General features: G+C 69.7%; 18 protein-coding genes. 8 read left to right on the top strand and 10 right to left on the bottom strand.

What is annotated here, in order from left to right; translation table 11 throughout:
• Positions 1–75: 75 nt before the first annotated feature.
• Together H074_RS07965 and H074_RS07960 are read left to right on the top strand one after the other, a co-directional pair.
• Positions 76–474 carry a hypothetical protein gene (locus tag H074_RS07965; RefSeq protein ID WP_007029518.1) on the top strand — a complete coding sequence of 133 codons (399 nt, stop codon included), beginning with the start codon at positions 76–78 and terminating at the stop codon, positions 472–474.
• Positions 475–476: 2 nt separating this feature from the next.
• Positions 477–1874 (top strand): DJ-1/PfpI family protein, encoded by a 1398-nt coding sequence (locus H074_RS07960; RefSeq protein ID WP_007029517.1) that lies wholly within the window; start codon positions 477–479, stop codon positions 1872–1874.
• Here H074_RS07960 and H074_RS07955 read toward each other — a convergent pair.
• Positions 1784–2761 carry an Acg family FMN-binding oxidoreductase gene (locus H074_RS07955; RefSeq protein WP_007029516.1) on the bottom strand — a complete coding sequence of 326 codons (978 nt, stop codon included), beginning with the start codon at positions 2759–2761 and terminating at the stop codon, positions 1784–1786. The genes H074_RS07960 and H074_RS07955 overlap by 91 nt on opposite strands.
• A 411-nt stretch (positions 2762–3172) precedes the next feature.
• On the opposite strand from H074_RS07955, the gene H074_RS40930 reads away from it, so the two are divergent.
• Positions 3173–3352 (top strand): hypothetical protein, encoded by a 180-nt coding sequence (locus H074_RS40930; protein ID WP_039921803.1) that lies wholly within the window; start codon positions 3173–3175, stop codon positions 3350–3352.
• Between the two features lie 19 nt (positions 3353–3371).
• Here H074_RS40930 and H074_RS07945 read toward each other — a convergent pair whose 3' ends face one another.
• Both H074_RS07945 and H074_RS07940 read right to left on the bottom strand, forming a co-directional pair.
• Positions 3372–5942: an FtsX-like permease family protein gene (locus H074_RS07945; protein WP_007029515.1), complete on the bottom strand. Its 2571-nt coding sequence runs from the start codon at positions 5940–5942 to the stop codon at positions 3372–3374.
• A gap of 4 nt (positions 5943–5946) precedes the next feature.
• On the bottom strand, positions 5947–6687 hold the full coding sequence (locus H074_RS07940) for an ABC transporter ATP-binding protein (protein WP_039921852.1): 741 nt from the start codon (positions 6685–6687) through the stop codon (positions 5947–5949).
• A 323-nt stretch (positions 6688–7010) separates the two neighbouring features.
• Here H074_RS07940 and H074_RS07935 point away from each other — a divergent pair, with 323 nt between their 5' ends.
• On the top strand, positions 7011–8246 hold the full coding sequence (locus H074_RS07935; protein WP_007029513.1) for a cytochrome P450 family protein: 1236 nt from the start codon (positions 7011–7013) through the stop codon (positions 8244–8246).
• A gap of 30 nt (positions 8247–8276) precedes the next feature.
• On the opposite strand, the gene H074_RS07930 is transcribed toward H074_RS07935, so the two are convergent.
• On the bottom strand, positions 8277–9782 hold the full coding sequence (locus tag H074_RS07930; protein WP_007029512.1) for an FAD-dependent oxidoreductase: 1506 nt from the start codon (positions 9780–9782) through the stop codon (positions 8277–8279).
• A gap of 1 nt (position 9783) precedes the next feature.
• Positions 9784–10701, bottom strand: a complete 918-nt coding sequence (locus H074_RS07925; RefSeq protein ID WP_007029511.1) for an AurF N-oxygenase family protein — start codon at positions 10699–10701, stop codon at positions 9784–9786.
• Positions 10702–10833: 132 nt separating this feature from the next.
• Here H074_RS07925 and H074_RS07920 point away from each other — a divergent pair, with 132 nt between their 5' ends.
• On the top strand, positions 10834–11685 hold the full coding sequence (locus H074_RS07920; RefSeq protein WP_007029510.1) for an alpha/beta fold hydrolase: 852 nt from the start codon (positions 10834–10836) through the stop codon (positions 11683–11685).
• On the opposite strand, the gene H074_RS07915 is transcribed toward H074_RS07920, so the two are convergent.
• Positions 11682–12002: a putative quinol monooxygenase gene (locus tag H074_RS07915; protein WP_007029509.1), complete on the bottom strand. Its 321-nt coding sequence runs from the start codon at positions 12000–12002 to the stop codon at positions 11682–11684. The genes H074_RS07920 and H074_RS07915 overlap by 4 nt on opposite strands.
• Before the next feature lie 108 nt (positions 12003–12110).
• On the opposite strand from H074_RS07915, the gene H074_RS07910 reads away from it, so the two are divergent.
• Both H074_RS07910 and H074_RS07905 read left to right on the top strand, forming a co-directional pair.
• Positions 12111–13310, top strand: a complete 1200-nt coding sequence (locus H074_RS07910; protein ID WP_007029508.1) for a sensor histidine kinase — start codon at positions 12111–12113, stop codon at positions 13308–13310.
• Positions 13298–13945 (top strand): response regulator transcription factor, encoded by a 648-nt coding sequence (locus H074_RS07905; protein WP_007029507.1) that lies wholly within the window; start codon positions 13298–13300, stop codon positions 13943–13945. The genes H074_RS07910 and H074_RS07905 overlap by 13 nt, the downstream gene beginning before the upstream one ends.
• A gap of 680 nt (positions 13946–14625) precedes the next feature.
• On the opposite strand, the gene H074_RS07900 is transcribed toward H074_RS07905, so the two are convergent.
• A complete protein-coding gene (locus tag H074_RS07900) occupies positions 14626–15072 on the bottom strand; it encodes a VOC family protein (protein ID WP_007029506.1) in 447 nt (148 codons plus the stop codon).
• Positions 15073–15206: 134 nt separating this feature from the next.
• On the opposite strand from H074_RS07900, the gene H074_RS07895 reads away from it, so the two are divergent.
• Positions 15207–15401: a hypothetical protein gene (locus H074_RS07895; protein WP_007029505.1), complete on the top strand. Its 195-nt coding sequence runs from the start codon at positions 15207–15209 to the stop codon at positions 15399–15401.
• A 45-nt stretch (positions 15402–15446) separates the two neighbouring features.
• Here H074_RS07895 and H074_RS07890 read toward each other — a convergent pair whose 3' ends face one another.
• Genes H074_RS07890 through H074_RS07880 form a run of 3 tightly spaced genes read right to left on the bottom strand, consistent with a single transcriptional unit; the run spans position 15447 to position 21669 of the window.
• Entirely contained in the window at positions 15447–18767 is a 3321-nt protein-coding gene (locus H074_RS07890) for a serine hydrolase (RefSeq protein ID WP_007029504.1), read from the bottom strand.
• On the bottom strand, positions 18764–19771 hold the full coding sequence (locus H074_RS07885; protein ID WP_007029503.1) for an ABC transporter ATP-binding protein: 1008 nt from the start codon (positions 19769–19771) through the stop codon (positions 18764–18766). Before H074_RS07885 ends, H074_RS07890 begins: the two co-directional genes overlap by 4 nt.
• Entirely contained in the window at positions 19768–21669 is a 1902-nt protein-coding gene (locus tag H074_RS07880) for a dipeptide/oligopeptide/nickel ABC transporter permease/ATP-binding protein (protein WP_007029502.1), read from the bottom strand. The genes H074_RS07885 and H074_RS07880 overlap by 4 nt, the downstream gene beginning before the upstream one ends.

The following is a 21669-nucleotide window of genomic DNA, read 5'->3' as shown; positions in this document are numbered from 1 at the left end:
TGACTTCCGGCACCTGCCCTCGTGCCCCGCCCCGGCCGAACATTGCTCCCGTCGCACCGACCGAGGGAGCCGGAAATGAACCACACGACAGAACAGAAGACCCGCAAGCAGGCCACCCTGCACTTCACCCGCCACGCCGTGGAGATGCTGCTCTCGATGGTGGCCGGGATGATCGTCCTCGAACCGGTCTGGTCGTTCCTGTGGCCAGGTCTGTCCGGGAACGTGACCGCGAACGCGCTGGTGATGGCTACGAACATGTCGCTCGGCATGGCGCTGTGGATGCGGATCCGGCGCCACGGCTGGGCTTCGATCGTGGAGATGTCGGCCGCGATGTACCTGCCCTACGTGCTGTTCATGCCTTTTTTCTGGACCGGCCTGGTCTCCGGGACGACCTTGATGATGGCCGGGCACGTCCTGATGGTGCCCGCGATGCTCGCCGCCATGCTCCGCCGTCGCGCCGAGTACGGAGCCTGATCATGCGATCCTTCGCCCGCGTCACGCTGACCGTGCTGGCGTTCACCGTCGCCGCGCTGGCCCTGCCGCTCACACTCGGCGCCGTCACGCTCGCCACCAGCTTCGAAAACCGCTACACCGCGAGAACCGACGGGATCTCGCCGCGACCGGTACCCCGGGCGCACGATCCCGCCAAGCCCACCGCGGTGGTCGTCGTGGGGAACGAAGGTGCCGTCGTCTCCGACGCGCTCGCACCCTTCGAGGTCCTGGCGGCGTCCGGCGCGTTCAACGTCTACACGGTCGCGCCGGAGGCCCGGCCGGTCACCCTGACCGGCGGGCTCGACCTGATCCCCGACCTGAGTTTCGCCGATCTCGACAGACTGCTCTCTTCCGCCGCCCCGGACGTCGTGGTGGTGCCCGCGTTGCCGGACCTCGGCGAACCGACCACGCGACCGGTGACCGACTGGCTGAACCGGCAAGCGTCGCGGGGCTCGCTGCTCATGAGTGTCTGCAACGGTTCGGGCGTTCTCGCCTCGGCCGGGCTCCTCGACGGACGGAAGGCCACCGCGCACTGGATCCGCATCGGCGGCTTCGAAGACGAATTCCCCGCCGTGGACTGGATTCGCGGCACACGCTACGTCGACGACGGGAACATCCTGACCACGGCCGGGATCCTCTCCGGGATCGACGGGGCGCTCCGCATCACCGAACGGTTCGCCGGCATCGGAACCGCGCGGGAGGCCGCCGAAGCCATCGGCTGGACCCACTACTCCCCCGGCTCCAGCCCGCCGATGGCGCAGAACACCTTCGAGGCGGCGGACACCGTGGTCGGGTTCAACACCGCCTTCCGGTGGGACAAGCCGATGCTGGGTGTCCTGCTGACCACCGGGATCCGGGAGCTGGAACTCGCCGCGGTGTTCGACACCTACGGCCAGTCGCTGGCGGTCGAGACGACGGCGGTCGGTCTCGACGGCACGCCGATCCAGTCCCGGTACGGGCTGACCTTCGCCCCGCGCGGCACACCGATGACGAACGACCTCGACCGGCTGATCGTGCCCGGCGCCGGCGCCGCGGCGAGTCACGCGGCCGATCGGTACTCCGGGTTCTCACCGGTGTACCTGCACGCCGGGCCGGGGTTCCCGTTCGACGCCGTACTCGAAGACCTGGCGCGCACCACGGACACGGCGACCACACGGTGGACGGCGAGGACGCTGGAGTACCGGACCGGGCACCTCACGCTCGACGGCGAGGTATGGCCGTGGACGGTCACGCTCCGGCCTTTCGGGCTGGCCATCCTCGGCCTGCTGGCCGCTTTCGGGATCCGTGCCGGCTATCGCCGCCGCAGGCCTTCCGAGTCCGGCCTGGACCGGGTGACCTCTTCGACCGGCCGTCGCGGGGTGGTCGTGCCCGGGAAGCCATAACCCAGACGGAAACCGACCTGCGGGTGCTCGTTCTCGCCGAGCAGTGACCGGAGGGCGGCGCGTGCGGAGGGGATTTCCATGGGCTGCGAATAGAACGACACGCTGAGGCCGAGCGAAGTCGCCGTCAGCAACGCCCGCTGCATCGCGCGCCCGGCCCGGATCTGGGCGAGCGGCCCATCGGTCGGTGTCGTCAGCACCGCGACGACCGGGTCGCGTTCGAATTCCCGGACCCGGTCGCTCTCCCCGTGGTGCCGGACCGGCAACAGTCCGCCCGAGGGGCGGGGTCCGCCCGCGTAGGCCGGGACGCCGTCATGGCTCCCGGCTTCCCTTGTCCATTCCCGGAGTTCCGCTTGGAAGCGTTCATCGAGCAGCTGGATGTGATCCGCCCGCCGGATGAGTCCCGCGACGGTTTCCAGCAGGCCGACCTCGTCGAGCAGGATCAGCTTCGCGCCCTCTTCCCTGGCCGCCCGCCGCACCGCGTGCCGGGCCCAGGCCGGGACCGGGGTCGAGGCGAACGGCCGCCGGTTGCTGTAGCGCACGCGGATCGACGCCGCCAGGCGCTGTTCCGCCGCGGTCGGCCGGTGCCGGAGCCCGATCCCGACCTTGGCCAGGAGTTCCGGCCGGTCCTTCTCCGGCAGGAACTCCACGTCGCAGGACCGCCCGGCGACGGCGATCGCGAGTTCGAGATTCAGCAACGCCGCACCGCAGGACAAGCGCGCCTCGCGCCGGTCCGGGTCACAGACCTCGAGCCCGCGGTCCTCGTCGAGGACGACGCCGATGACGTCCGGCCCGAGTTCGAAGAGCCACGGCTGGGTGTTGTGGGGTGACGGCGCCCGGACGGCGGCCTCCAGCGCGGCGGTGACGACCGGTGCTTCGGTGAGGATCATCGCGACTCCTAGCCGGAGAGGGTCCCCTCAGCCTGTCGTGCGGTAGCGGGGGCCGGGAGTGACCGTGGTCCTCTTCGGACCGGGACTTTCGGCCTTCCCGGCCCGGTGTCAGTCACCCGTTCGCGGGCCGGGGCCGGTCTCCCGGACGACGCGGTAGCGAGGACTCGCGCTCACCCGCGGCTCGGCCTCACCGGGCAGACCGTCGAGCGCCGCTTGGATGGCCGCGAGCCGTCCGGCGGTGTCCGACGTCTCTTCGAAATGCCGGTAGTCCGCCTCGCTCGCCCAGCTGACCAGGCCGCCTGGGTCTCCGGTCCGTCGACCGCGTACTCGATGATCGAGTAGAAACCCTTGTCCTCACTCATGTTCACTCCTCGAAGCAGGTGGTAAAGCCAGGGTTCACCCTCGACCTAGGTGGAGATCAAGAGTGACCTGCCCGACATATCGGGCACATTGCTCCGGCCGGGCCTGGTGGACGGACGTCCGCTCGGCGAGGATCGGCGGGTCTCAAGCGCCTCGCCCGGGACACTCACCGTCTCGAACGTGGCGCTCGGGACTCACGCCCCCGCCGTCCGGCCGGCCGCGGAGGGCTGACCCGACGACGGGGAGCACGCTACTCGCGGATTCCGATCGCCTCGATCGGCTTCGACCGCAGCGCGACATGGGTGGCGAGGCCGAGCGAGACCAGGCCGAGCAGGATCGCTCCGGCGATGACCCCGCCGAAGACGGCGATCGTTCCGGACGGCAGCGGTGTCCCGCGCAGACCGAGGTTCAGCAGCATCAGGGGCACCGCCGCCACCACGGTCCCCAGCAACGCGGCGACCCCCACCGTCGCCAGTGCTTCGAAGCGCATCATCCGCATCACCTGGCGCTTCGTGGTGCCGATCAGGCGCAGCAGCGCGAATTCCCGCGAGCGCTGTGCCGTGCTCATCACCAGCGTGTTCGCCACCGAAATCACGACGTAGCCGAGGATCACGCCGACCGCGACCAGGTTCACGTAGAACTGGGCTTGCTGCTGCCCACCGGCGGGCGCGGCCACCGCCGAACCCGGCGTCACGGCCAGACCCGGGTACCGGCCGGCGAGGTCGCGCAGGGCGGCGGTCACGGTCGCGGAGTCCGCGTCGGATTGCTGCCGGACCAGCACCGAATCGTCCATGCGGTCGCCGGTGTGCGCCCTCGCGAGATCGGCGGGCAGCACGTAGCGGCCGAAAGCCTGGTCGCGGGTGTAGGTGGCGACCAGCCGCAGCTTCGCCGGGGCGCCGTCGCCGAAGTAGAACTCGACCTCGTCGCCGATCTTCTTCTCGTACCAGCCGGCTTCCGATTCGCTCATCGCGACGGTGTTCCCGGTCAGGTCGGTGATCTTGCCCGACACGACACCCAGATCGAGGTTTCCGCGGACCTGCGCGCCGTCCAGCCCCTGCGCCGCGTACCGCTCGACACGCACGCGGTCCTGCTCCTGCACCGTGTTCAGCACCTCGGTGCGCACGACCGGGGTCACGGCGGCGACTCCGGGGACGCGCCGTGCCGCCTCGGCCACCTCCGGTGACAGCCCGCCCGTACCACTGGCGAGGACATAGTCCGCCGTGGTCGACTCGACGGTCTCCTCCTGCCGCGCGGCGGCCGCCGAGGTCTGGCTGTAGAACATGGAGAGCGCGAACGAGACCGCCAGCATCACCGGCGTCACCGCGGCGGCCAACCGCCGCGAGTTGGCCTGGCTGTTCGCGGCGGCCAGGTAGCCGCTGATCCGCGACGTCCGATTCAGCACCGGGGCGATCAGCCGCGTCATGAGGGCGACCACCTTCGGGCCCAGCACGGCCAGTCCGATCACGATGATCAGCGCCGACATCGAGGAGGCCGCGAGGCCGGGCTCGCCACGCAGGAAGATCGGGACCATCGAACCGCCGAGACCGGCCACCACCAGCGCGCAGCCGACGACGACCCGCACACGGCCGAGTTCACGCCGCTCCACCGCGGCCTCGCCGAGCGCCTCCACCGGGCGGATCGACGACGGACGCCGCGACGCCGACCAGGCGGCCAACCGTGCCGTGCCGAGACCCAGCGCCAGCGCGGCGACGAGCGGGATCGGGCTGATCGCCAATTCGAAGTCCGGCGGGATCACCCCGATGGCACCGAAGGCGTTCCTCAGCCCGAAGCCCACCGCCACCCCGAGACCGCTGCCCAGCACCCCGGCGACCGACGCGACCAGCATCGTCTCGGCGCCGATGAGCTTGCGGATCTGCTGCGGTGTCGCCGCGATCGCGCGCAGCAACGCGAACTCCCGGCGGCGCTGGTTGATGACCAGCGCCAGCGTGCTGGCCACGACGAACACCGCGATGAGGAGGGCGAAGCCGCCGAACGAGCCCGCGAGCGCCATCAGCAGCATCCGGGTCTGGCTGACGTCGAGGAACTCGACCGTGCTGCGCTCGACCCCGGTCGTCACCGTCACGGTGTCGGCACCGACCGCGTCGCGGATCCGGTCGGCGAGGTCGCCCGGCGTGACGCCCGGATCCGCCAGCACGCCGATGGCGTGAGCCTGTCCGGGTGTCCCGGCGAGTTCGGTGGCCTTCTCCGGCGAGAAGAACACCGCCGACTGCCGGGTGAGGCCGTCGCCCGTCTTCGGAGCGGCGATACCGGAGACCCGGAAGTCGGCCGGTGTCGAACGGGCGGCGATCTTCACGCGCTGTCCGACCGACACCCCGCTCCGGGACGCCAGTTCAGCGTCCAGGACCACCTCGTCGGCACCGGTGGGCGCCCGGCCCTCACGCAGCGAGAACGGCGCCAGTGCGGCGGCGTCCCAGTTATGGCCCAGCGACTGGCCGCCTTCGGGGCCGTTCAGCGCCCGGCCGTCGGCGGTCACCACGTTGGCCGGGAAACTCTGCTCCGCCACCACGCCACGAACCCCGGGCACAGCGGTGATCGCCCCGGTGAGCGTCACCGGCACCGAAGCCTGCTCCGCGACCTGCTTGCTGTCGAGCGGTCCGGCACCGGGCGGGTCGACCGTCTGCCGACCGCCCACGACGACCGCCGCGTCGGCGTACCGCTGGGTCGGGACACCCGCCCGCAGACCGGATTCCATCAGGACGCCGCAGCCGGCGACCAGCGCCGTCCCGCACAGGATCGCGACGAACGCGCCGACGAAACCGCTCAAGCGGGTCTTCGTCGTCTGCCATGCCAAATCCCACATGACGTCACCACTCCCCGAGGTGGGTCATGCGCTCGGCGACCCGCTCCGGCGTCGGCCGCGGGAGGTGACCCGCGAGTTCGCCGTCGGCGAGGAACAGCACACCGTGCGCGGCCGACGCCGCGACCGGGTCGTGCGTGACCATCAGCACGGTCTGCCCCATCTGGTCCACAATGGAGCGAAGCAGGTCGAGCACCTGGCGAGCGGTTCGCGTGTCGAGCGCCCCGGTCGGTTCGTCGGCGAGGACGACCTCCGGCCGGGTGATCAGCGCGCGGGCGATCGCGACCCGTTGCTGCTGGCCACCGGAGAGTTCCGACGGACGGTGCTCGAGCCGCTTCGCGATCCCGACTCCCTCGACGATTTCACGCAGCCACTGCGGGTCCGGCTTCTTCCCGGCCAGCCGCGTCGGCAGGGTGATGTTCTGCAGCACGTTCAGCGACGGCAACAGGTTGTAGGCCTGGAAGATGAATCCGATGCGGGTCCTCCGCAGCTCGGTGAGCGCTTTCTCCCGCAGCCTGCTCAGTTCCGTGTCCCCCAGCAGCACCCGGCCCGAGCTCGGCTTGTCCAGCCCTGCCGCGCAGTGCAGGAAAGTGCTCTTGCCCGAGCCCGACGGTCCCATCACCGCGGTGAAGGTGCCCCTGCGCACTTCGACGGTCACCCCGTTCAAAGCCGTGACCGCGCCGTCGCCGGATCCGTAGACCTTGCTCACGGATTCCAGCTTCAAGGCGCACGCGCCCCCTGAATTCATCATGTCCCCTTAAGCGGTGGTGATCTCTCTCGCCAAAACCTACGGTCGGCGAGGGCCGGGATCGATCCCGCGGGAGGGAAGACTCGTGGTAGCGCTGGCACCACCATGACGCGGTCACCTCGTCGAGATCGCCGGCCTGCGTGCGGTGTGACCGTTCGCTTTCTCCAGTGCGCGCCGAAGTTGCGGACCGCCGCGTCCTCGTGGCCGGTGGTGTCACGGACACGTTCAGTAGCGTGTCTTCGCCACCGATCGGCGAATAGCCGGGCGACGGCACCGCTGGCACGCTGGACCCGGTCCGATCCGCCGAGAAAGGGTGATCCCCGGTGACACGTCCCCTGGTGCTGGACCCGAACGGCCACGACATCCACGCCGAGAACGAGCGGCTGCGCGAACGTGGACCGATCACCCGAGTGGAGTTGCCGGGTGGTGTGGTGGCCTGGTCCGTGACGGGCTACGAACTGCTGCGTGGCCTCCTCAGCGACCCGCGCGTGTCCAAGGACGCCCGGCGGCACTGGCCGGCGCTGGCCGAGGTCAGCGCGGACTGGCCGTTGCTGACGTGGGTCTCGGTGCGGAACATGTTCACCGCTTACGGCGCCGACCACAAAAGGCTGCGCTCGCTCGTGACGCAGGCTTTCACGGCGCGCAGGATCGCCACGCTGGAACCCCGGATCACGCGGATCGTCACCGACCTGCTTGCCGGGATCGAGGCCATGCCGGCGGACGAACCCGTCGACCTGCGGGAGAACTTCGCCTATCCGGTGCCCATCGAGGTGATCTGCCACCTGTTCGGCGTACCGGACTCGGCCCGCGGCGGGCTGCGCCACTCCGTCGACGTCTTCTTCCGGACCTCGGCGAGCCAAGAGGCGATGCTGGCCGCCTATCAGGACATCCACTCGATCTTCACCGAGCTCGTCGCCGCCAAGCGGGTGAGCCCCGGCGAGGATCTCACCACCGCACTCATCGCCGCGCACACCCAGGACGACGGCGCCCGGCTGGACGAAACCGAACTGATCGACACCCTGATCCTGTTCATCTCCGCGGGCCATGAAACCACCGTGAATCTCCTCGACCAGGCCATCACCGCCCTGCTGACCCATCCCGATCAACTCGCCCTGATCCGCGACGGCCGGGTCTCCTGGACCGACGCGATCGAGGAAACGCTGCGCTGGCAAGCACCCGTGGCGAATCTGCCCTTGCGCTACGCCGTCGAGGACATCGCCGTCGCCGATGTGGTCATCCGGCAGGGCGACGCCATCCTGGCGGCCTACGCCGCCGCCGGCCGGGACCCGGCGCTGCACGGGCACGACGCCGACGCGTTCGATGTCACCCGCACCGACAAGGCGCATGTCGCGTTCGGCCACGGCGCGCACTACTGCATCGGCGCGCCGCTGGCCCGGCTGGAGGCGGCGATCGCCCTTCCGGCGCTGTTCGAACGATTCCCGGACATGACCCTCGCGACTTCCCCGGAGGAGCTGCGGCACCTCGACTCGTTCATCTCCAACGGGCACCGCGTGTTGCCGGTGCTGCTGAACGGCCCGACGGCCTCCGCCACACCGTGAACCCACGGCTCGATCGGTCTCGGCGGTCGGTCAGCGGCGGCGGAATCGCGCGGCCAGGGCGGCGACCGGCGACCGGCGGGCGCGTACCGGGAGCCTGCCGGACGTGATGTCCCCCAGGAGAGTCGCCACGGTCTCCCGCGCACAAGTGCGGTTCGCGCCGATTCCGCCCGAAGGGCCGCGTTTGATCCAGCCGACCACGTAGGCACCACTGAGTCCGTCGACGCGGCCGGCGGTGTTCGGGATCGTGCCGCGGGCGTCGTCGAACGGAAGACCCGGCACCGGGACACCGCGATAGCCGACGGCGCGGACGACCTGGCCCGCGGCGATTTCGACCGGCCCGTCCCGACCCGTGACGCGAAGGCCCCGCACGTGGGTGTCGCCGATGATCTCGGTGGGCGTGGAGTGGAAGCGCAGGACGATCCGGCGCGAGTCCGCGACCGGCTGCGCGGTCCAGTCGACGGTCTCGCGGCCGAGTTCGCGCAGCAGCGTCGCTTTCCCGGTGCCCGCGTCGATCGCGGCCGCGGTGCGCGGGTCCGCGTCGTCGACGACGAGTGGCACGCCGACGCGTCCTGCCAGCGCGAGCAGTTCCGGGGAGGTGCAGGCCGCGTCCTCCGGCCCGCGCCGGGCGAGCAGCACGACCTCCCGGATCTTGCTGGTACGCAGGCGTTCCAGCGCGTGCGGGGCGATCGTCGTCGCGGAGAGGTCGTCGGGGTCCGCGGTGAGGATGCGGGCCACGTCCAGTGCGACGTTGCCGGTGCCGACCAGCACGACGCGTTCCGCGGACAGGTCCACCGCGTTCGCGGGCACGTCCGGGTGACCGTTGTACCAGCCGACGACCGTGGTCGCGGCGATGCTGCCGGGCAGTTCCTCGCCGTCCAGTCCGAGGCCGCGCGCGGACGAGGCCCCGACCGCGTAGACGACGGCGTCGTGGCGCTCGGCCAGCTCGTCCACGGTCACCTGACGACCGACCTCGGTACCCAGCCGCATCCGCAGCCGAGGATGCTCGTGAAAGCGCGAGAACGTCTCACCGATCCGCTTCGTGGCGGGGTGGTCCGGGGCGACGCCGTAGCGGACGAGCCCGCCCGCGACCGGCAGCCGGTCGATCAGGGTGACCCGCGCGTTCGTGTGGAGAAGCAGGTCCTCCACCGCGTACATGCCGGCCGGGCCGGTTCCGACGACGGCGATGTCCGGCGGCGCGAAGTCGCTCGGAATGGCCCTGTCGAACGTCGGCGGGCTCCACCGGTGGAAGTTCGGCGACGGATCCGCGGAGGGCACGGCTTCACGGTCCGCGTAGTAGGCCGCGTTGATTCCCGCGTAGACCTTCAATGATCCGCTCAGCAGATCCGCCGGGAAGATCGCGTCCACCGGGCAGGCGTCCGCGCAGGCCCCGCAGTCGATACACGAGGCCGGATCGACGTAGAGCATCTCGGTGGTGCCGAAATCGGGCTCGTCCGGCGTCGGGTGGATGCAGTTGACCGGGCAGACCGACACGCAGGTCGCGTCGTTGCAACAGGTCTGGGTGATCGCGAAGGCCATGTCAGATCAGGTTCGCCCGCTTGTAGAACACCAGGGCGGGCCGGGTGAGCAGGCCGCACGAGCCGAGGAACTCCATCAGGCCGGCACAACTGGACCGCATCATCGCCTTGTGGTGTTCGTTGGCCTTCGCCTCGCGCAACGCGCGCCCCGTATCGAGGCCCGCGTTCTTGTAGACGTCACGGTTGATCATGCTGCTGACGATGAAGTACGACGCGATCGCGATGATCAGCGCGTTGATCCGGCGGCGGACGAAGCCCGCGCCCTCCAGCTGCTCACGCGTCTCTTCACGGGCGAACTTCATGTGCCGGGACTCTTCGACCACGTGGATGTTGTTGATGGTGCGCACGAACGGGACCACGCGATCGTCACGCATCCAGTCGCGCTGCATGACATCGAGGACTTCTTCGGCGACGAGGATCGCCGCGTACGCCGCTTCGCCACTGGCCGTCGCCTTGAAGACCCGGCCGAGCTCGACGGCGAGTTTGCGCGGGCGGTACGGGGGCGCGCCGAGTTTCGCCGCGCCGCGGGCGAACATGATCGAGTGACGGCATTCGTCGGCGATCTCGGTCAGTGCCCACTGGAACGCCGGGTCGGTCGGGTCCTTGGCGTAGAAATCACGCAGCACCATCTGCTGCAGGATCATCTCGAACCAGATACCGGTGCTCGCGACCGAAGCGGCCTCCTGGCGCGTGAGCTCCTTCTGCTGCTCCGGGCTCATCTCGGCCCAGTAGCTCGTGCCGTAGAGAGTGCTCCACTCGGGGCTCGCACCGTGGAAATCCTTGTCCAGCGGGGTCTCCCAGTCCACTTCGGTGGCCGGATCGTAGGACAGCATCGCGGAGGAATCGAGGAGCCGCTGCGCGGTCTCGTGGCGGCCTGCCCCGGCCGTTCCCGCGGTGCGCGGCACATCGGTGCTGGTCATACGGACCTCCCTGACGACGTCGGCTGAGCGCGCGGCTACCTGTTACCGCGATTCACTGTTACTCAAGGTAACATATAGCCGACCGTCTCGCGAGTGGACGTGTCAGATCACGGAAGAATGGGAGATCCGCCCATGACCGCATCCCGCCGCGTCGACTCCTTCGACCACGACGGACTCACCTTCGACGTACGCGACACCGGTCCGCTCGACGGCACCGTCGTCGTCCTGCTGCACGGATTCCCGCAGACCGGTGCCTCCTGGGCGGAGACCGCCGCACTGCTCCACGAGCGGGGATACCGCACGATCGTGCCCGACCAGCGCGGCTACTCACCTCGCGCGCGCCCACGGGGTCGCTTCGCCTACCGGTCGAGCCGCCTCGTGGCCGACACCGTCGCACTCATCCACGCCATCGGAGCCGGACCGGTACACCTGGCCGGGCACGACTGGGGCGCCAACGCCGCCTGGTCGACCGCGGCACAGCGGCCCGACCTCATCAGGTCGCTGACCACCGTGTCGGTCCCCCACGCCGGGGCGTTCCTCCGCGCGATGCTCACCAGCGACCAGCTCATCCGGTCCTACTACATGTTCCTGTTCCAGATCCCCTGGCTGCCCGAACTTGTCATCCGGCGCGGTCCACGCGCGCTGGAGCGCACGCTGGCAGGCACCGGGATGACAGCGGCCCAGATCGACCAGGTCCGCCGGGACATCATCCTCGGCGGAGCCCTCACCGGCGGACTGAACTGGTACCGCGCGATGCTGCTGCAACCCCCGGCGGCCCTCCGCGCCCGGGTCACCGTGCCGACCACCCACGTATGGAGCGACGGCGACACGGCCCTGTCGCGCCGAAGCGCCGAACTCGCCGGCCAGTACGTCGACGCCGGCTACCGGCTCGAGATCCTGACCGGCGTCAGCCACTGGGTCCCCGAAGAGGCGGCCACGGCACTGGCCGCCATCATCGACCGCACCGCCACGGACGCGACCTAGGGCGCGACCTCGGCCATCTCCGACCAGGCATCGCCGTCGAGATTCTGGTAGTTGATCCGGGGCTTCTCCGCGACGACGGTCGACATGAACGGGAAGAAGTCCTGGGCGTGCCGGGTGGCGACGTGCGCGTCACCGGCGGCGCTGTCGGCGAAAACCTCGACCAGGACGAACTCGTTCTCGTCACCACCGTTCTGGTAGTAGTCGAACGAGACGTTGCCGGGTTCGCCGCGCACCTGCTGCGTGTACCGCTCGATACCGGCCAGCCATGCGGTTCGCTTCTCGGGACGGATCCGTGCTTTGAGGACGATCAAGATCATGGTTCGAGTATCGCAAAGGGACGAGGCCCTCGCCCTCCTGCTCGACACCGCCATCGGCAGCCCCCTCTCGCGTGAACGTCGTCGCCGGCCGGATGGAAGACTGTCCGGGTGATCACCCGGCTCCGGTCCTGTTGGTCCGCGATCCGGTACCTGGCGGTCGGCGCGGCCTCCTCGATAGTCGCCTGGTTAGTCCTCGTCGGCATGCTGTTCGTGCTGCTGATGTGCCCGTTCGGCGTCGGGATCCCGGCGTTGCCGATCGCGCTCCGGCTGATCCGCCGCCCGGTCGGCTTCGAACGCCGCCGGGCCGCCCGCCTGCTGGGTGAGCCGATCCCCGAGCCGTACCGGTCCGGGAACCCGGTGACCGACCCGGCCTCGCGGCGGGACCTGGGGTGGCTCGCCTTCCACGGTGCCACCGGTTTCGTCATCGGCATCTTCGCCATCGGCTTGCCGCTCGGCGGGCTCCGTCAGATGGTCACGGCACTGGTGTGGCCGACGGTGCCCGGCGGGATGGAAAGCTCGCTCGGTTTCATGGTGACGTCGTGGCCGATGGCGGCGCTCAGCGCGATCACGGGCGTCGGCATGGTCGCGCTGATATTCCTGTTCCCGAGGGTGGCTCGTTGGCAAGCCTCCGTCGCACGCAAGCTGCTCGCTCCGGCACCCGGTGTCGTGCTCACCGACCGCGTGGTCGAACTGGCCGCCTCCCGTGCCGCCGCGCTGGAGGCGCACGGCGCCGAACTCCGTCGTCTCGAACGGGACCTGCACGACGGGACGCAGGCGAGGATCGCCGCGGTGGTCCTGCAATTGGGGATCGCCGATTCGCTGTTCGACAAGGATCCCCAGCGGGCGAGGGAGTTGCTGGGCAAGGCGCAGGACACCGCGACCGGCGCGCTGGCCGAACTGCGGACCGTCGTGCGCAGTATCCATCCGCCGCTGCTGTCCGACCGCGGCCTCGACGGCGCGATCACCGCGCTGGCCGACCGCTGCCCCGTTCCGTGCACTGTGGACGTTCACAGCAGCAGCCGCCGTCCCGCCGCCGTCGAGGCGGCCGCCTACTTCGTCGTCGCCGAGATGCTGGCCAACATCACCAAACATTCCGGCGCCGAACACGCCTGGATCACGCTCGACGGCAACGCCGACACCCTGCTCATCGAGATCCGTGACGACGGCCACGGTGGCGCCGACGAATCCGGCGGCAGTGGTCTGTCCGGGATCCGCAAACGGGCCGAGGCGTTCGACGGGACCTTGAAGCTGTCCAGCCCCGTCGGTGGGCCGACCGTACTGAAAGTGGAGTTGCCATGCGGGTCTTGATCGTCGAGGACGACGCGCTGCTGCGCGAAGGCCTGGTGATGCTGCTGAACACCTCGGGCATCGACGTCACCGCGGCGGTGGACGACGTGGACGAGTTCCTCGAACTGGTCGCCAAGGAACGGCCCGACGCCGTGATCACCGACGTCCGGCTGCCGCCGACGCACACCGACGAAGGTCTCCGTGCCGCCGTCAAAGCGCGGAAGATACACCCCGGGCTGCCTGTGCTCGTGCTGTCCGCGCACGTCGAAACCGGTTACGCGGCTGAACTCCTGGCCGACGGCAAGGGCGCTGTCGGGTATCTGCTCAAGGAGCGGGTCGGGAAGGTCGAGAAGTTCCTCGACGCGCTGGACCGGGTCGTCAAGGGCGGGACGGCCATGGACCCCGAGGTGATCACCCAGCTGATGGCGCACCGCCGGGCGACCGATCCGCTCGAAGGGCTGACCGCGCGGGAGCGCGAGGTGCTCGGGCTGATGGCGGAGGGCTACAACAACACGACCATCGCCGAACTGCTGGTGGTGAGCGACGGCGCGGTGCACAAGCACATCCGGAACATCTTCGCGAAACTCGGGTTGCCGGAGGACAGCGGGCATCGGCGGGTCCTGGCGGTGCTGGCCTATTTGGGCGGGAAGGGCTGAGGTCCTCGTGAGTGGTGAAGACGGTTCTAAAGAGGGATAAGGCAAAGGTGGCGTGGTGGGATTGGCGGCGGGAGCGGGCTCGCCACAGCGATCTGGCGCATTCTTGACTATCCACAAGAGACACTGATCCCGATCAGAATGCCCGATTTGTGCATTTTGCACGGCCTCGCGCAGGGGTCGTGAGCGATAAGGAGCGTTCTATTTGAGGGATAAGGCAAACGTGGCGTGTGAGGGGAAGGCGAACGTGGCGTGGTGTCGGGGCGTGTCGCGAAAGCCACTTTCGCGACGTTGGATGTCCCGAAAGTGGCTTTCGCGACGTTGGGTGTGGCGGGGCGCATGGTCGGCCAGTACGTGAAGGCCCCCTTCCTTGCGTTAGGCGCAAGGAAGGGGGCCTTCACAAACTTCAGGCGACCTGAGCGGCGGACCGTGGTGGGGCTCGTGAGTGGTAAGGACGGTTCTAACCGTCCTTACCACTCACGAGACTCGCTACCACGACACGCCACGTTTGCCTACCCCTCAATAACCCGACTCGCCACTCACGGCCACCCCGCAGGCGCGTTCATCGGAAACCGCGAGTCAGGAAAGTCCGTGAAGGCCTCCTTCCCTACCCTGAAAGTAGGGAAGGAGGCCTTCACGGACACACCACGAGCCTTACCCCTCAAGAGAACACGACTTACCACTCACGAGGCCCCGAGTTGTTCGGCGAGCCCGACGACGATGCCCTCGGGACCGCGGACGTAGCAGAGCCGATAGATGTTCTCGTACTGTTCCAGCTCACCCACGAGTTCGGCGCCGTGGGCACGCAGGCGGGCGATGACGTCCTCGATGTCGTCGACCGCGAACATGACCCGGCGGATGCCCAGCGTGTTCGCCGGAGCGTCCTTCGGCTCGGGCGTGATGGCCTTCGGCCGATGGAACTTCGCCAGCTCGACCCGTCCAGGTCCACCCGGGATCCGCAGCATGGCGATGTCCTGACGGACGTCCTCGAGCCCGATGACCCGTTCCGCGCCTGGCCAATCGAGTGGTCCCTTACCCTCCAGCTCCATCCCCAGTTCGACGAAGAACGCGATGACCGCGTCAAGGTCTTCGACGACGATGAGGACGTTGTCCATCCGCTGAATCGCCACGCTCGAACTCCTTCGCTCGGTGTGGCCACAGTAGACCGCGTCGCCCGGTTCGCTCGCGGGGTAGCGCCAGCACCACCCCGCGACGGGGGTCACTCCCCTGTTCGCCCAACCTGCCGGACCCTAGCGTCTTTCCCATGAACGACAACGCGAAATCCGGCGGCGCACTGGTCACCGCATCCCTCTGGCTCGTCCTCCTGGTCAGCGCGGCCGCCAACTCGATCGGCCAGTTCGCGGGGCTGGATTGGACCTATCGCATGGTCGCGGGCGCCGTCTCGGTCGTCTGCATCGTGCTGCTGATCATCCGTTACGTAGCACGGCGCAAGGCCTGAACACTTCGGCCCGCCCGGAAAGCCGCCCGGGCGGGCCAAGTGCCTTCAGGACACCTTCGGCGTCGCGCGCACGCCGTAGTGCACGTACGGCTCCCCTGTCGGCAGCGTGTAGAACGTGACCGGCATCCAGGTCTGCGCGCCCGGCTCACGGCAGACGTAGAGCGAGTCGGCCACCGGGACCAGGTCGAACTCCATCGTCTTCTCCGGCATCAGCTCGGCCAGCGGTCCCGTGGCGGTCTGCCGGAGCCGGAGTCCGTCCTCTTCGGACAGTACCTCCATCAGCACACCGGCCCGTTCGTAGACGCCGACGTGCCTCGTACCGTCGACGGTGACCGGGGTCGCGGGCGGCGCCAGCGGTCGCGGCATCGCCACATCGGCCAATTCGGCGAAGATCTCCCGGTACAGCTCCTGGAACAGGTCGCGGGTGTTGCCCCCGTTGGTGAGCAGCGTGACGGCGAGCCCTTGATCGGGCAGCAGCCGCAGGAACGCGGACTGCCCGATCGTGTTGCCGTCATGGCCGATGACGCGCCGTCCGCTCCAGTCGTCGCGGATCCAGCCGAGGCCCCAGGAGTCACCGAGCGAATGCTTGTCGGGGAGGTCGGCCTGTTTCTCGGCCATCGCGGTGGCGGACGCCGTGGTCAGGATCCGCTCGCCGGACGGGGTGAGCCCGCCGGTCAGGTGCAGCCGGGCGAAGCCGAGCACGTCCTTGGTCGTGGCGGTGATCAGGCCTGCCGGTCCCATGTTCCGTGGCAGTCCCCAGATCGGCGCGGGCTTCGGGTCTTCGTCCTCGCCGGCGACGTGCCCGACGGCGGCGCGGAACATCAGCGCCTCCTCGGGCAGCGTCACGGTGTGGGCGAGACCGAGCGGGGCGAACAGCTTCTCCCGCATCGCGGCGTCCCAGGTCTGCCCGGTGAGCTTCTCGATCACCCGGCCCATGAGCACGAAACCCGAGTTGCAGTAGGAGAACGTCTCACCGAGCGGATGGTTCTGCGCGGCCTGGTCGAGGATCTCCACGTAGCGTTCGAGGCAGTCGTCGCCGCGACCGGTGTCGGTGAAGACGTCTCCGTCGATTCCGCTGGTGTGCGTCAGCAGATGCCGCATGGTCACCTGCTTGGCGACGTCCGGATCGGCGAGCCGCAGTTCGGGGACGACATCGGCGATCGGCGCGTCCAGGTCGAGGAGGCCTTCGTCGACCAGCTGCATGACCACGGTCGCGGTCCACACCTTGGAGATCGAGCCGATCTGGAACACCGAGTCCTCGGTGACCTCGACACCGGTCGCCGTGTTGAGCACGCCGTAGGTGGCATGCACCTCCGCGCCGTCCCCGATCCGTACGATGCCCAGCGCCGCCCCGGGGACGCGGTGCTTGCGAGCCAGTTCGGCCAGGCGCCGCCGCCAATGCGCCGCCTCGATCGGCACTCGTGACACGCCGTCCGCGGGCGCGGCGTACTGCTCGACCCAGTCGAGGACACGCCGGTTGAAGTCGAGGCGGTGGGAAGGCGGGCCGTCGAGGATGAACAGGTGCGAGGCCTCCGGGTACAGCACCAGCCGGGACGGGACACCCCGCGCACGCAGGGCGCCGAACCATTGCTCGGCCTGGCCGACCGGGCACCGGTCGTCTTCCGCGCCCTGTATCACGAGCGTCGGCGTCCGCACCCGCTCCACCTGGGCGAACGGCGAGAACCGCTCGTTGCTCTTGTCCCACGACGGACCGCCGAGCTCACCGACGGCCAGGTAGTGCCCCGCGTCGGACGTGCCCTCCATGCTGGTCAGATCGCTGACCACGCCGCCGGCGACAGCGGCGGCGAAACGGTCGTCGCGGCTGGTCAGGTAGCAGGTCATGAACCCGCCGTAGCTGTAGCCCGCCACGGCGAGCCGGTCCGCGTCGGCGATTCCTTCGGCGACAAGGTGGTCCAAAGGTTCGAGGAAGTCGGCCGCATCGGCGACGCCCCATCCGCCGACGGCGGCGGTGTAGAAGTCCTCGCCGTAGCCGTCGCTTCCACGCGGGTTGAGCAGCAGCACCGCCCAGCCGCGCGCGACGAGCGCCTGGTGATAGAGGTGGATCGAGTCGGCCGCGCCGTTCCAGGCGTTGTGCGGGCCGCCGTGGATGTCGAGCAGCAGCGGCGCGGCGCCGGACCGCGCCGGGTCCCGCAGCAGCCAGCCGTGGACGACGGTGCCGTCGCCGATGGTGAATTCCCGTTCCTCGTGGCGGAAGAGCTCGACCTCGGCGACGGAGGCACCGTGATTGGTGCGCACGTCGACGGCGCCGGTGGCCGGGTCGACGACGGTGACCTCGCCGAATGAGCCGGCCGTGGCCATGACGACCACGACTTTCCCGCCCGCGGTGTCCATTCCGGACACGACTCGGTCCGTGCCCGCCAGCACCGCTCGCGGGTTTCCGCCGTCGGTGTCCACTCGGTACAGGTGGGTGCAGCCGCGGTCGCGGAGGCCGAACAGCACGGAGCCGCCGTCCTCGGTCAGCTTCGGGAGCGCGCCCGGGTAGCCGGCGCCGCCGGACATCACGTTGCGGTCCAAGGAGGCCGTCAGGTCGACCGCGTCACCGCCGTCGAGCGGGACCCGCCACAACCCGAGGTGGCCGACCCGGGTGTCGGCGCGGCCGACCACCAGCAGCGCGGCACCGTCGGCGGTCCAGCCGACCGGGCCCGCCATGCCTTCGCCGGAGCCGATCAGCCGCGGCTCGGAGGTCTTCGTGGTCACGTCGAGAACGTAGGCACCGGTACGGAAAGTCAGGTCCGCGTCGCCGTCCCGTCCGGCGGAGAAGGCGAGGTGCGTGCCGTCGGGCGACCAGGACGGATCGCCGGCGTGCCAGTCGCCGAAGGTGACCTGCCGGATTTCCCGCGTGCCGACGTCCAGGACGTGCAGATGCTTGCGGACGGTCTTGATCAGCCCGGCGCCGTCGGCCTTGAAGTCCAGCCGGTCCGCCACCACCGGCGCGTTCGGCGCGGCGTCGCCGCCCGTCAGGTCGACCGCGGCCGAGAACGCGATCTTGCCGCCGTCCGGGCTCCAGACCGGGGCGCCCGCCCCGAGTGGCAGTTCGGTGATCCGTTCGGCCTCTCCGCCCGATGACGGCAGGAACCACACCTGCGGCGGCCCGTCCTGGGCGCGGAGGAACGCGATCCGCCTGCCGTCCGGTGCCCAGTCCGGTGCCATGTCGGCGGTTCCGCGGGTGAGCTGCCGGGCCTCGCCGGTGGTCGCGCCGACCTCCCAGAGCGTGTGGACGTTCCGGTCCTCGTCGCGGTCGGCGGTGCGCAGGACGTAGACGATCCGGTCGCCGTCCGGTGACAACGAAGGCTGGCCCGGGACGGCGATTTCGTACAGGTCGTCGAGACCGAGACGTCGGGTCATGGTGCGCTTGCTCCTCTGGGGATCGTGAGCTGGTGGCTCTCGTTTTCGCTGAAGTGGCAGGCCGCCGAGTGACGTCGGTGTGCCACGCCTTTGATGGGCACCGTGTCGGCAGGATCCGCCTGAAGGCAGAGTTCACGGCCGGCGCGGACGAGCGGGCCGACCGGACAGCGTGTGTGGTAGCGGCACCCGCCCGGCGGATCGTGTGGGTCGGCGGGCTCGGCGTCGGCGGTCTCACTCGCTTCGCCGATGTCGAGCAGTGAGGTGGTCGCCGACGGCGCCGCCGCGAGGAGGTCACGCGTGTACGGGTGCTGAGGGTCGGTGAGCACCTGTTCCGCCGGGCCGACCTCGACGATCCGGCCGAGGTACATCACGGCGACGATGTCGCTGAGGTAGCGGATCACCGCGAGGTTGTGCGAGATGAACAGCATCGACAGGCCCATGCGTCGTTGCAGGGACCGGACGAGGTTGAGCACCGCGCCCTGTACCGAGACGTCGAGCGCGGAGGTGATCTCGTCCGCGATCAGCACCTCGGGCCGTCCGGCCAGCGCGCGGGCGAGCGCCACCCGTTGCCGCTGGCCGCCGGAAAGCCGGCCCGGCAGATGGCCTGACCGTTCGGGGTCGAGGTTGACCAGTTCCAGCAGCCGGGCGACCTCGTCCCGGCGCGCGGCGCGACCGGGGAGGACGCCCCGCGGTATCGCTTCGGTGATCGACTCCCCGATGCTCATCCGGGGATCCAAAGAGGAATACGGATCCTGGAACACCATCTGCAAGGGAGGGCGGCGGGGCAGTTTCCGGACATCCACGCCACCCAGCAGGACCCGGCCGGCGCTGATCGGCGAGAGCCCGACGGCGGCACGGGCGAGCGTCGATTTCCCCGAGCCCGATTCGCCGACGAGCCCGACGACCTGTCCGGAAGGGACGGTCAGCCCGACCCGGTCGACAGCGGTGAGTCCACGCCGCCCGCCGTATCGCACGCTCACCGCGTCGAAGACGAGATCGCTCACTCCGCACCTCCGGCGGTCACGGTTTCCTTGGCGGGCCGGGAAAGCGGCGCCGGGTACCAGCACGCGACGCGATGCCCGGATCCCACGCGCTCCAGCACCGGATCTTCGAGGCGGCACCGGTCGGTCACCGCCGGGCACCGGTCGGCGAAAGCACAGCCGTTGGGCACACGATCCGGTTCCGGCGGGCGGCCGGGGATCACCGCGAGCGGCGCGTCACGATCGGTCTCGAGGTCGAGCGTCGCGGCCAGCAAGGCCCGCGTGTACGGATGACGCGGGGTTCCGGCGGTCGGCAGGTCCTCCACCACCCGGCCCGCGTACATGACCAGCATCCGCTCGCAAGTCTGCGAAACGACCGCGATGTCATGGCTGATCAGGATGATCGCCGTGTCCCGCTCGGCCCTGGTCCGCGCCAGCAGGCGCAGCAACTGCCGCTGCACGGTGACGTCCAGCGCCGTGGTCGGCTCGTCGGCGATGATGAGCTTCGGATCACCCATGAGGCCCATGCCGATCATCGCGCGCTGCCGCATCCCGCCGGAGAACTCGTGCGGATACTGCCGGGCACGCCGCTCGGCAGCGGGGATCCGCACCGCGCGCAACCGGTCCACGGCCCGCTCGAAAGCCTTGGCACGGGGAAGTCCCTGATGTTGCTCGGCGACTTCGGCCAATTGACGGCCGATCCGCCTGGTCGGGTTGAACGAGGTCATCGGATCCTGGAACACCATCGCCAGCGAGGTGCCGAGCAAGCCGCGCGAGTCTCGATCCGGGGTCGTCAGCAACGGTTTCCCGGCGAATTCGAGCTTGTCCGCGGTGACCACGGCCGGCGCTTCGACCAGCCGCGACACCGCCAACCCGGTCAGGCTCTTCCCCGAGCCCGACTCGCCGACGACGCCGATCGCCTCGCCCGCCCGGACGGTGAAGCTCACCCCGCGCACCGGGACGGTCCAGCCCGCCGGGCGGGGGAACGCCACTTGGAGGTTCTCCACCACCAGTACGGCGTCGTCACACGCCTCGGCGACGTCCTCCCTGGCGGGAGTGACCGGCCGCGGTTCGAGCTTGCGCAGCCCGGTGCGGACGCCGATCACCCCGGCCACGGTCTCGCCGACCAGGTTGAAGGCGAGCCCGGCCAGTACCACCGCAACACCCGGCGCGAGCGCGGCCGCCGGATTGACGTAGATCCCGTTGAGCCCTTCACCGAGGAGTCGTCCCCAGTCGTAATCCGGTGCCTGCACACCGATACCGAGGAACGACAGCCCGGAGAACGCCAGCAGCGAAGCACCCGCCCCGATGGTCGCGTTCACCACCAGCGGTTCGCCGATGTTGGGGAGGATGTGCCGCATCAGCAACCGGATCCGGCCGACGCCGGAGATCCGCGCGGCGGACACGAAGTCCTGCCCCGCCACGGAAGCCGACAGCGTCTGGGCCAGCCGCGCGAACGCCGGGGCCAGCGCGAATCCGACCGCCAGCACCGCGCCGTGGGTGCCGACCCCGAAGATGACCGAGAAGAACAGCACCAGCAGCAGACCGGGGAACGCGACCGCGATGTTCACCGCGGAGGTGACCAGCCGTGCGGCGGGGCGCGGCAGCAGCGAGGGCAACGTGCCGAGGACGAACCCGGTCACCACCCCGATCACCGTCGCGAGTACCGCCAGCAGCACTGAAAGCCGGGTCGCCACCAGGACACGGAAGAGGATGTCGCGGCCGAGGTCGTCGGTGCCCAGCCAATGCGCCGCCGACGGTCCTTGCCCGATCGCGTCCGTGTCGATCGAGAAAGCGTTGTCGTGCCACAGGATCGGGGCCAGTACCGCGAGGGCGATCACCACCGCCAGCAGGGTCGCCGCGAACCCGCCCACCGGGGTGCGCAAGGCCGCGAACCATTTCGCTCCACGCCGATTCACCAT

Origin of the sequence: Amycolatopsis decaplanina DSM 44594 (assembly GCF_000342005.1) — a bacterium.
GTDB classification, from domain to species: Bacteria; Actinomycetota; Actinomycetes; order Mycobacteriales; family Pseudonocardiaceae; genus Amycolatopsis; species Amycolatopsis decaplanina.
Note: the sequence above shows the minus strand (reverse complement) of the source record. Positions and strands in the feature narration are given on the sequence as shown.

What these genes read in the sequence shown, in the direction of transcription:
- H074_RS07930 (WP_007029512.1), bottom strand. Translation starts at nt 9,782, where the DNA reads ATGGCCTTCGCGATCACCCAGACCTGTTGCAACGACGCGACCTGCGTG.
- H074_RS07945 (WP_007029515.1), bottom strand. Translation starts at nt 5,942, where the DNA reads ATGTGGGATTTGGCATGGCAGACGACGAAGACCCGCTTGAGCGGTTTC.
- H074_RS07895 (WP_007029505.1), top strand. Translation starts at nt 15,207, where the DNA reads ATGAACGACAACGCGAAATCCGGCGGCGCACTGGTCACCGCATCCCTC.
- H074_RS07965 (WP_007029518.1), top strand. Translation starts at nt 76, where the DNA reads ATGAACCACACGACAGAACAGAAGACCCGCAAGCAGGCCACCCTGCAC.
- H074_RS07955 (WP_007029516.1), bottom strand. Translation starts at nt 2,761, where the DNA reads ATGATCCTCACCGAAGCACCGGTCGTCACCGCCGCGCTGGAGGCCGCC.
- H074_RS07905 (WP_007029507.1), top strand. Translation starts at nt 13,298, where the DNA reads ATGCGGGTCTTGATCGTCGAGGACGACGCGCTGCTGCGCGAAGGCCTG.
- H074_RS07960 (WP_007029517.1), top strand. Translation starts at nt 477, where the DNA reads ATGCGATCCTTCGCCCGCGTCACGCTGACCGTGCTGGCGTTCACCGTC.
- H074_RS07925 (WP_007029511.1), bottom strand. Translation starts at nt 10,701, where the DNA reads ATGACCAGCACCGATGTGCCGCGCACCGCGGGAACGGCCGGGGCAGGC.
- H074_RS07915 (WP_007029509.1), bottom strand. Translation starts at nt 12,002, where the DNA reads ATGATCTTGATCGTCCTCAAAGCACGGATCCGTCCCGAGAAGCGAACC.
- H074_RS07890 (WP_007029504.1), bottom strand. Translation starts at nt 18,767, where the DNA reads ATGACCCGACGTCTCGGTCTCGACGACCTGTACGAAATCGCCGTCCCG.
- H074_RS07920 (WP_007029510.1), top strand. Translation starts at nt 10,834, where the DNA reads ATGACCGCATCCCGCCGCGTCGACTCCTTCGACCACGACGGACTCACC.
- H074_RS07880 (WP_007029502.1), bottom strand. Translation starts at nt 21,669, where the DNA reads ATGGTGAATCGGCGTGGAGCGAAATGGTTCGCGGCCTTGCGCACCCCG.
- H074_RS07940 (WP_039921852.1), bottom strand. Translation starts at nt 6,687, where the DNA reads ATGAATTCAGGGGGCGCGTGCGCCTTGAAGCTGGAATCCGTGAGCAAG.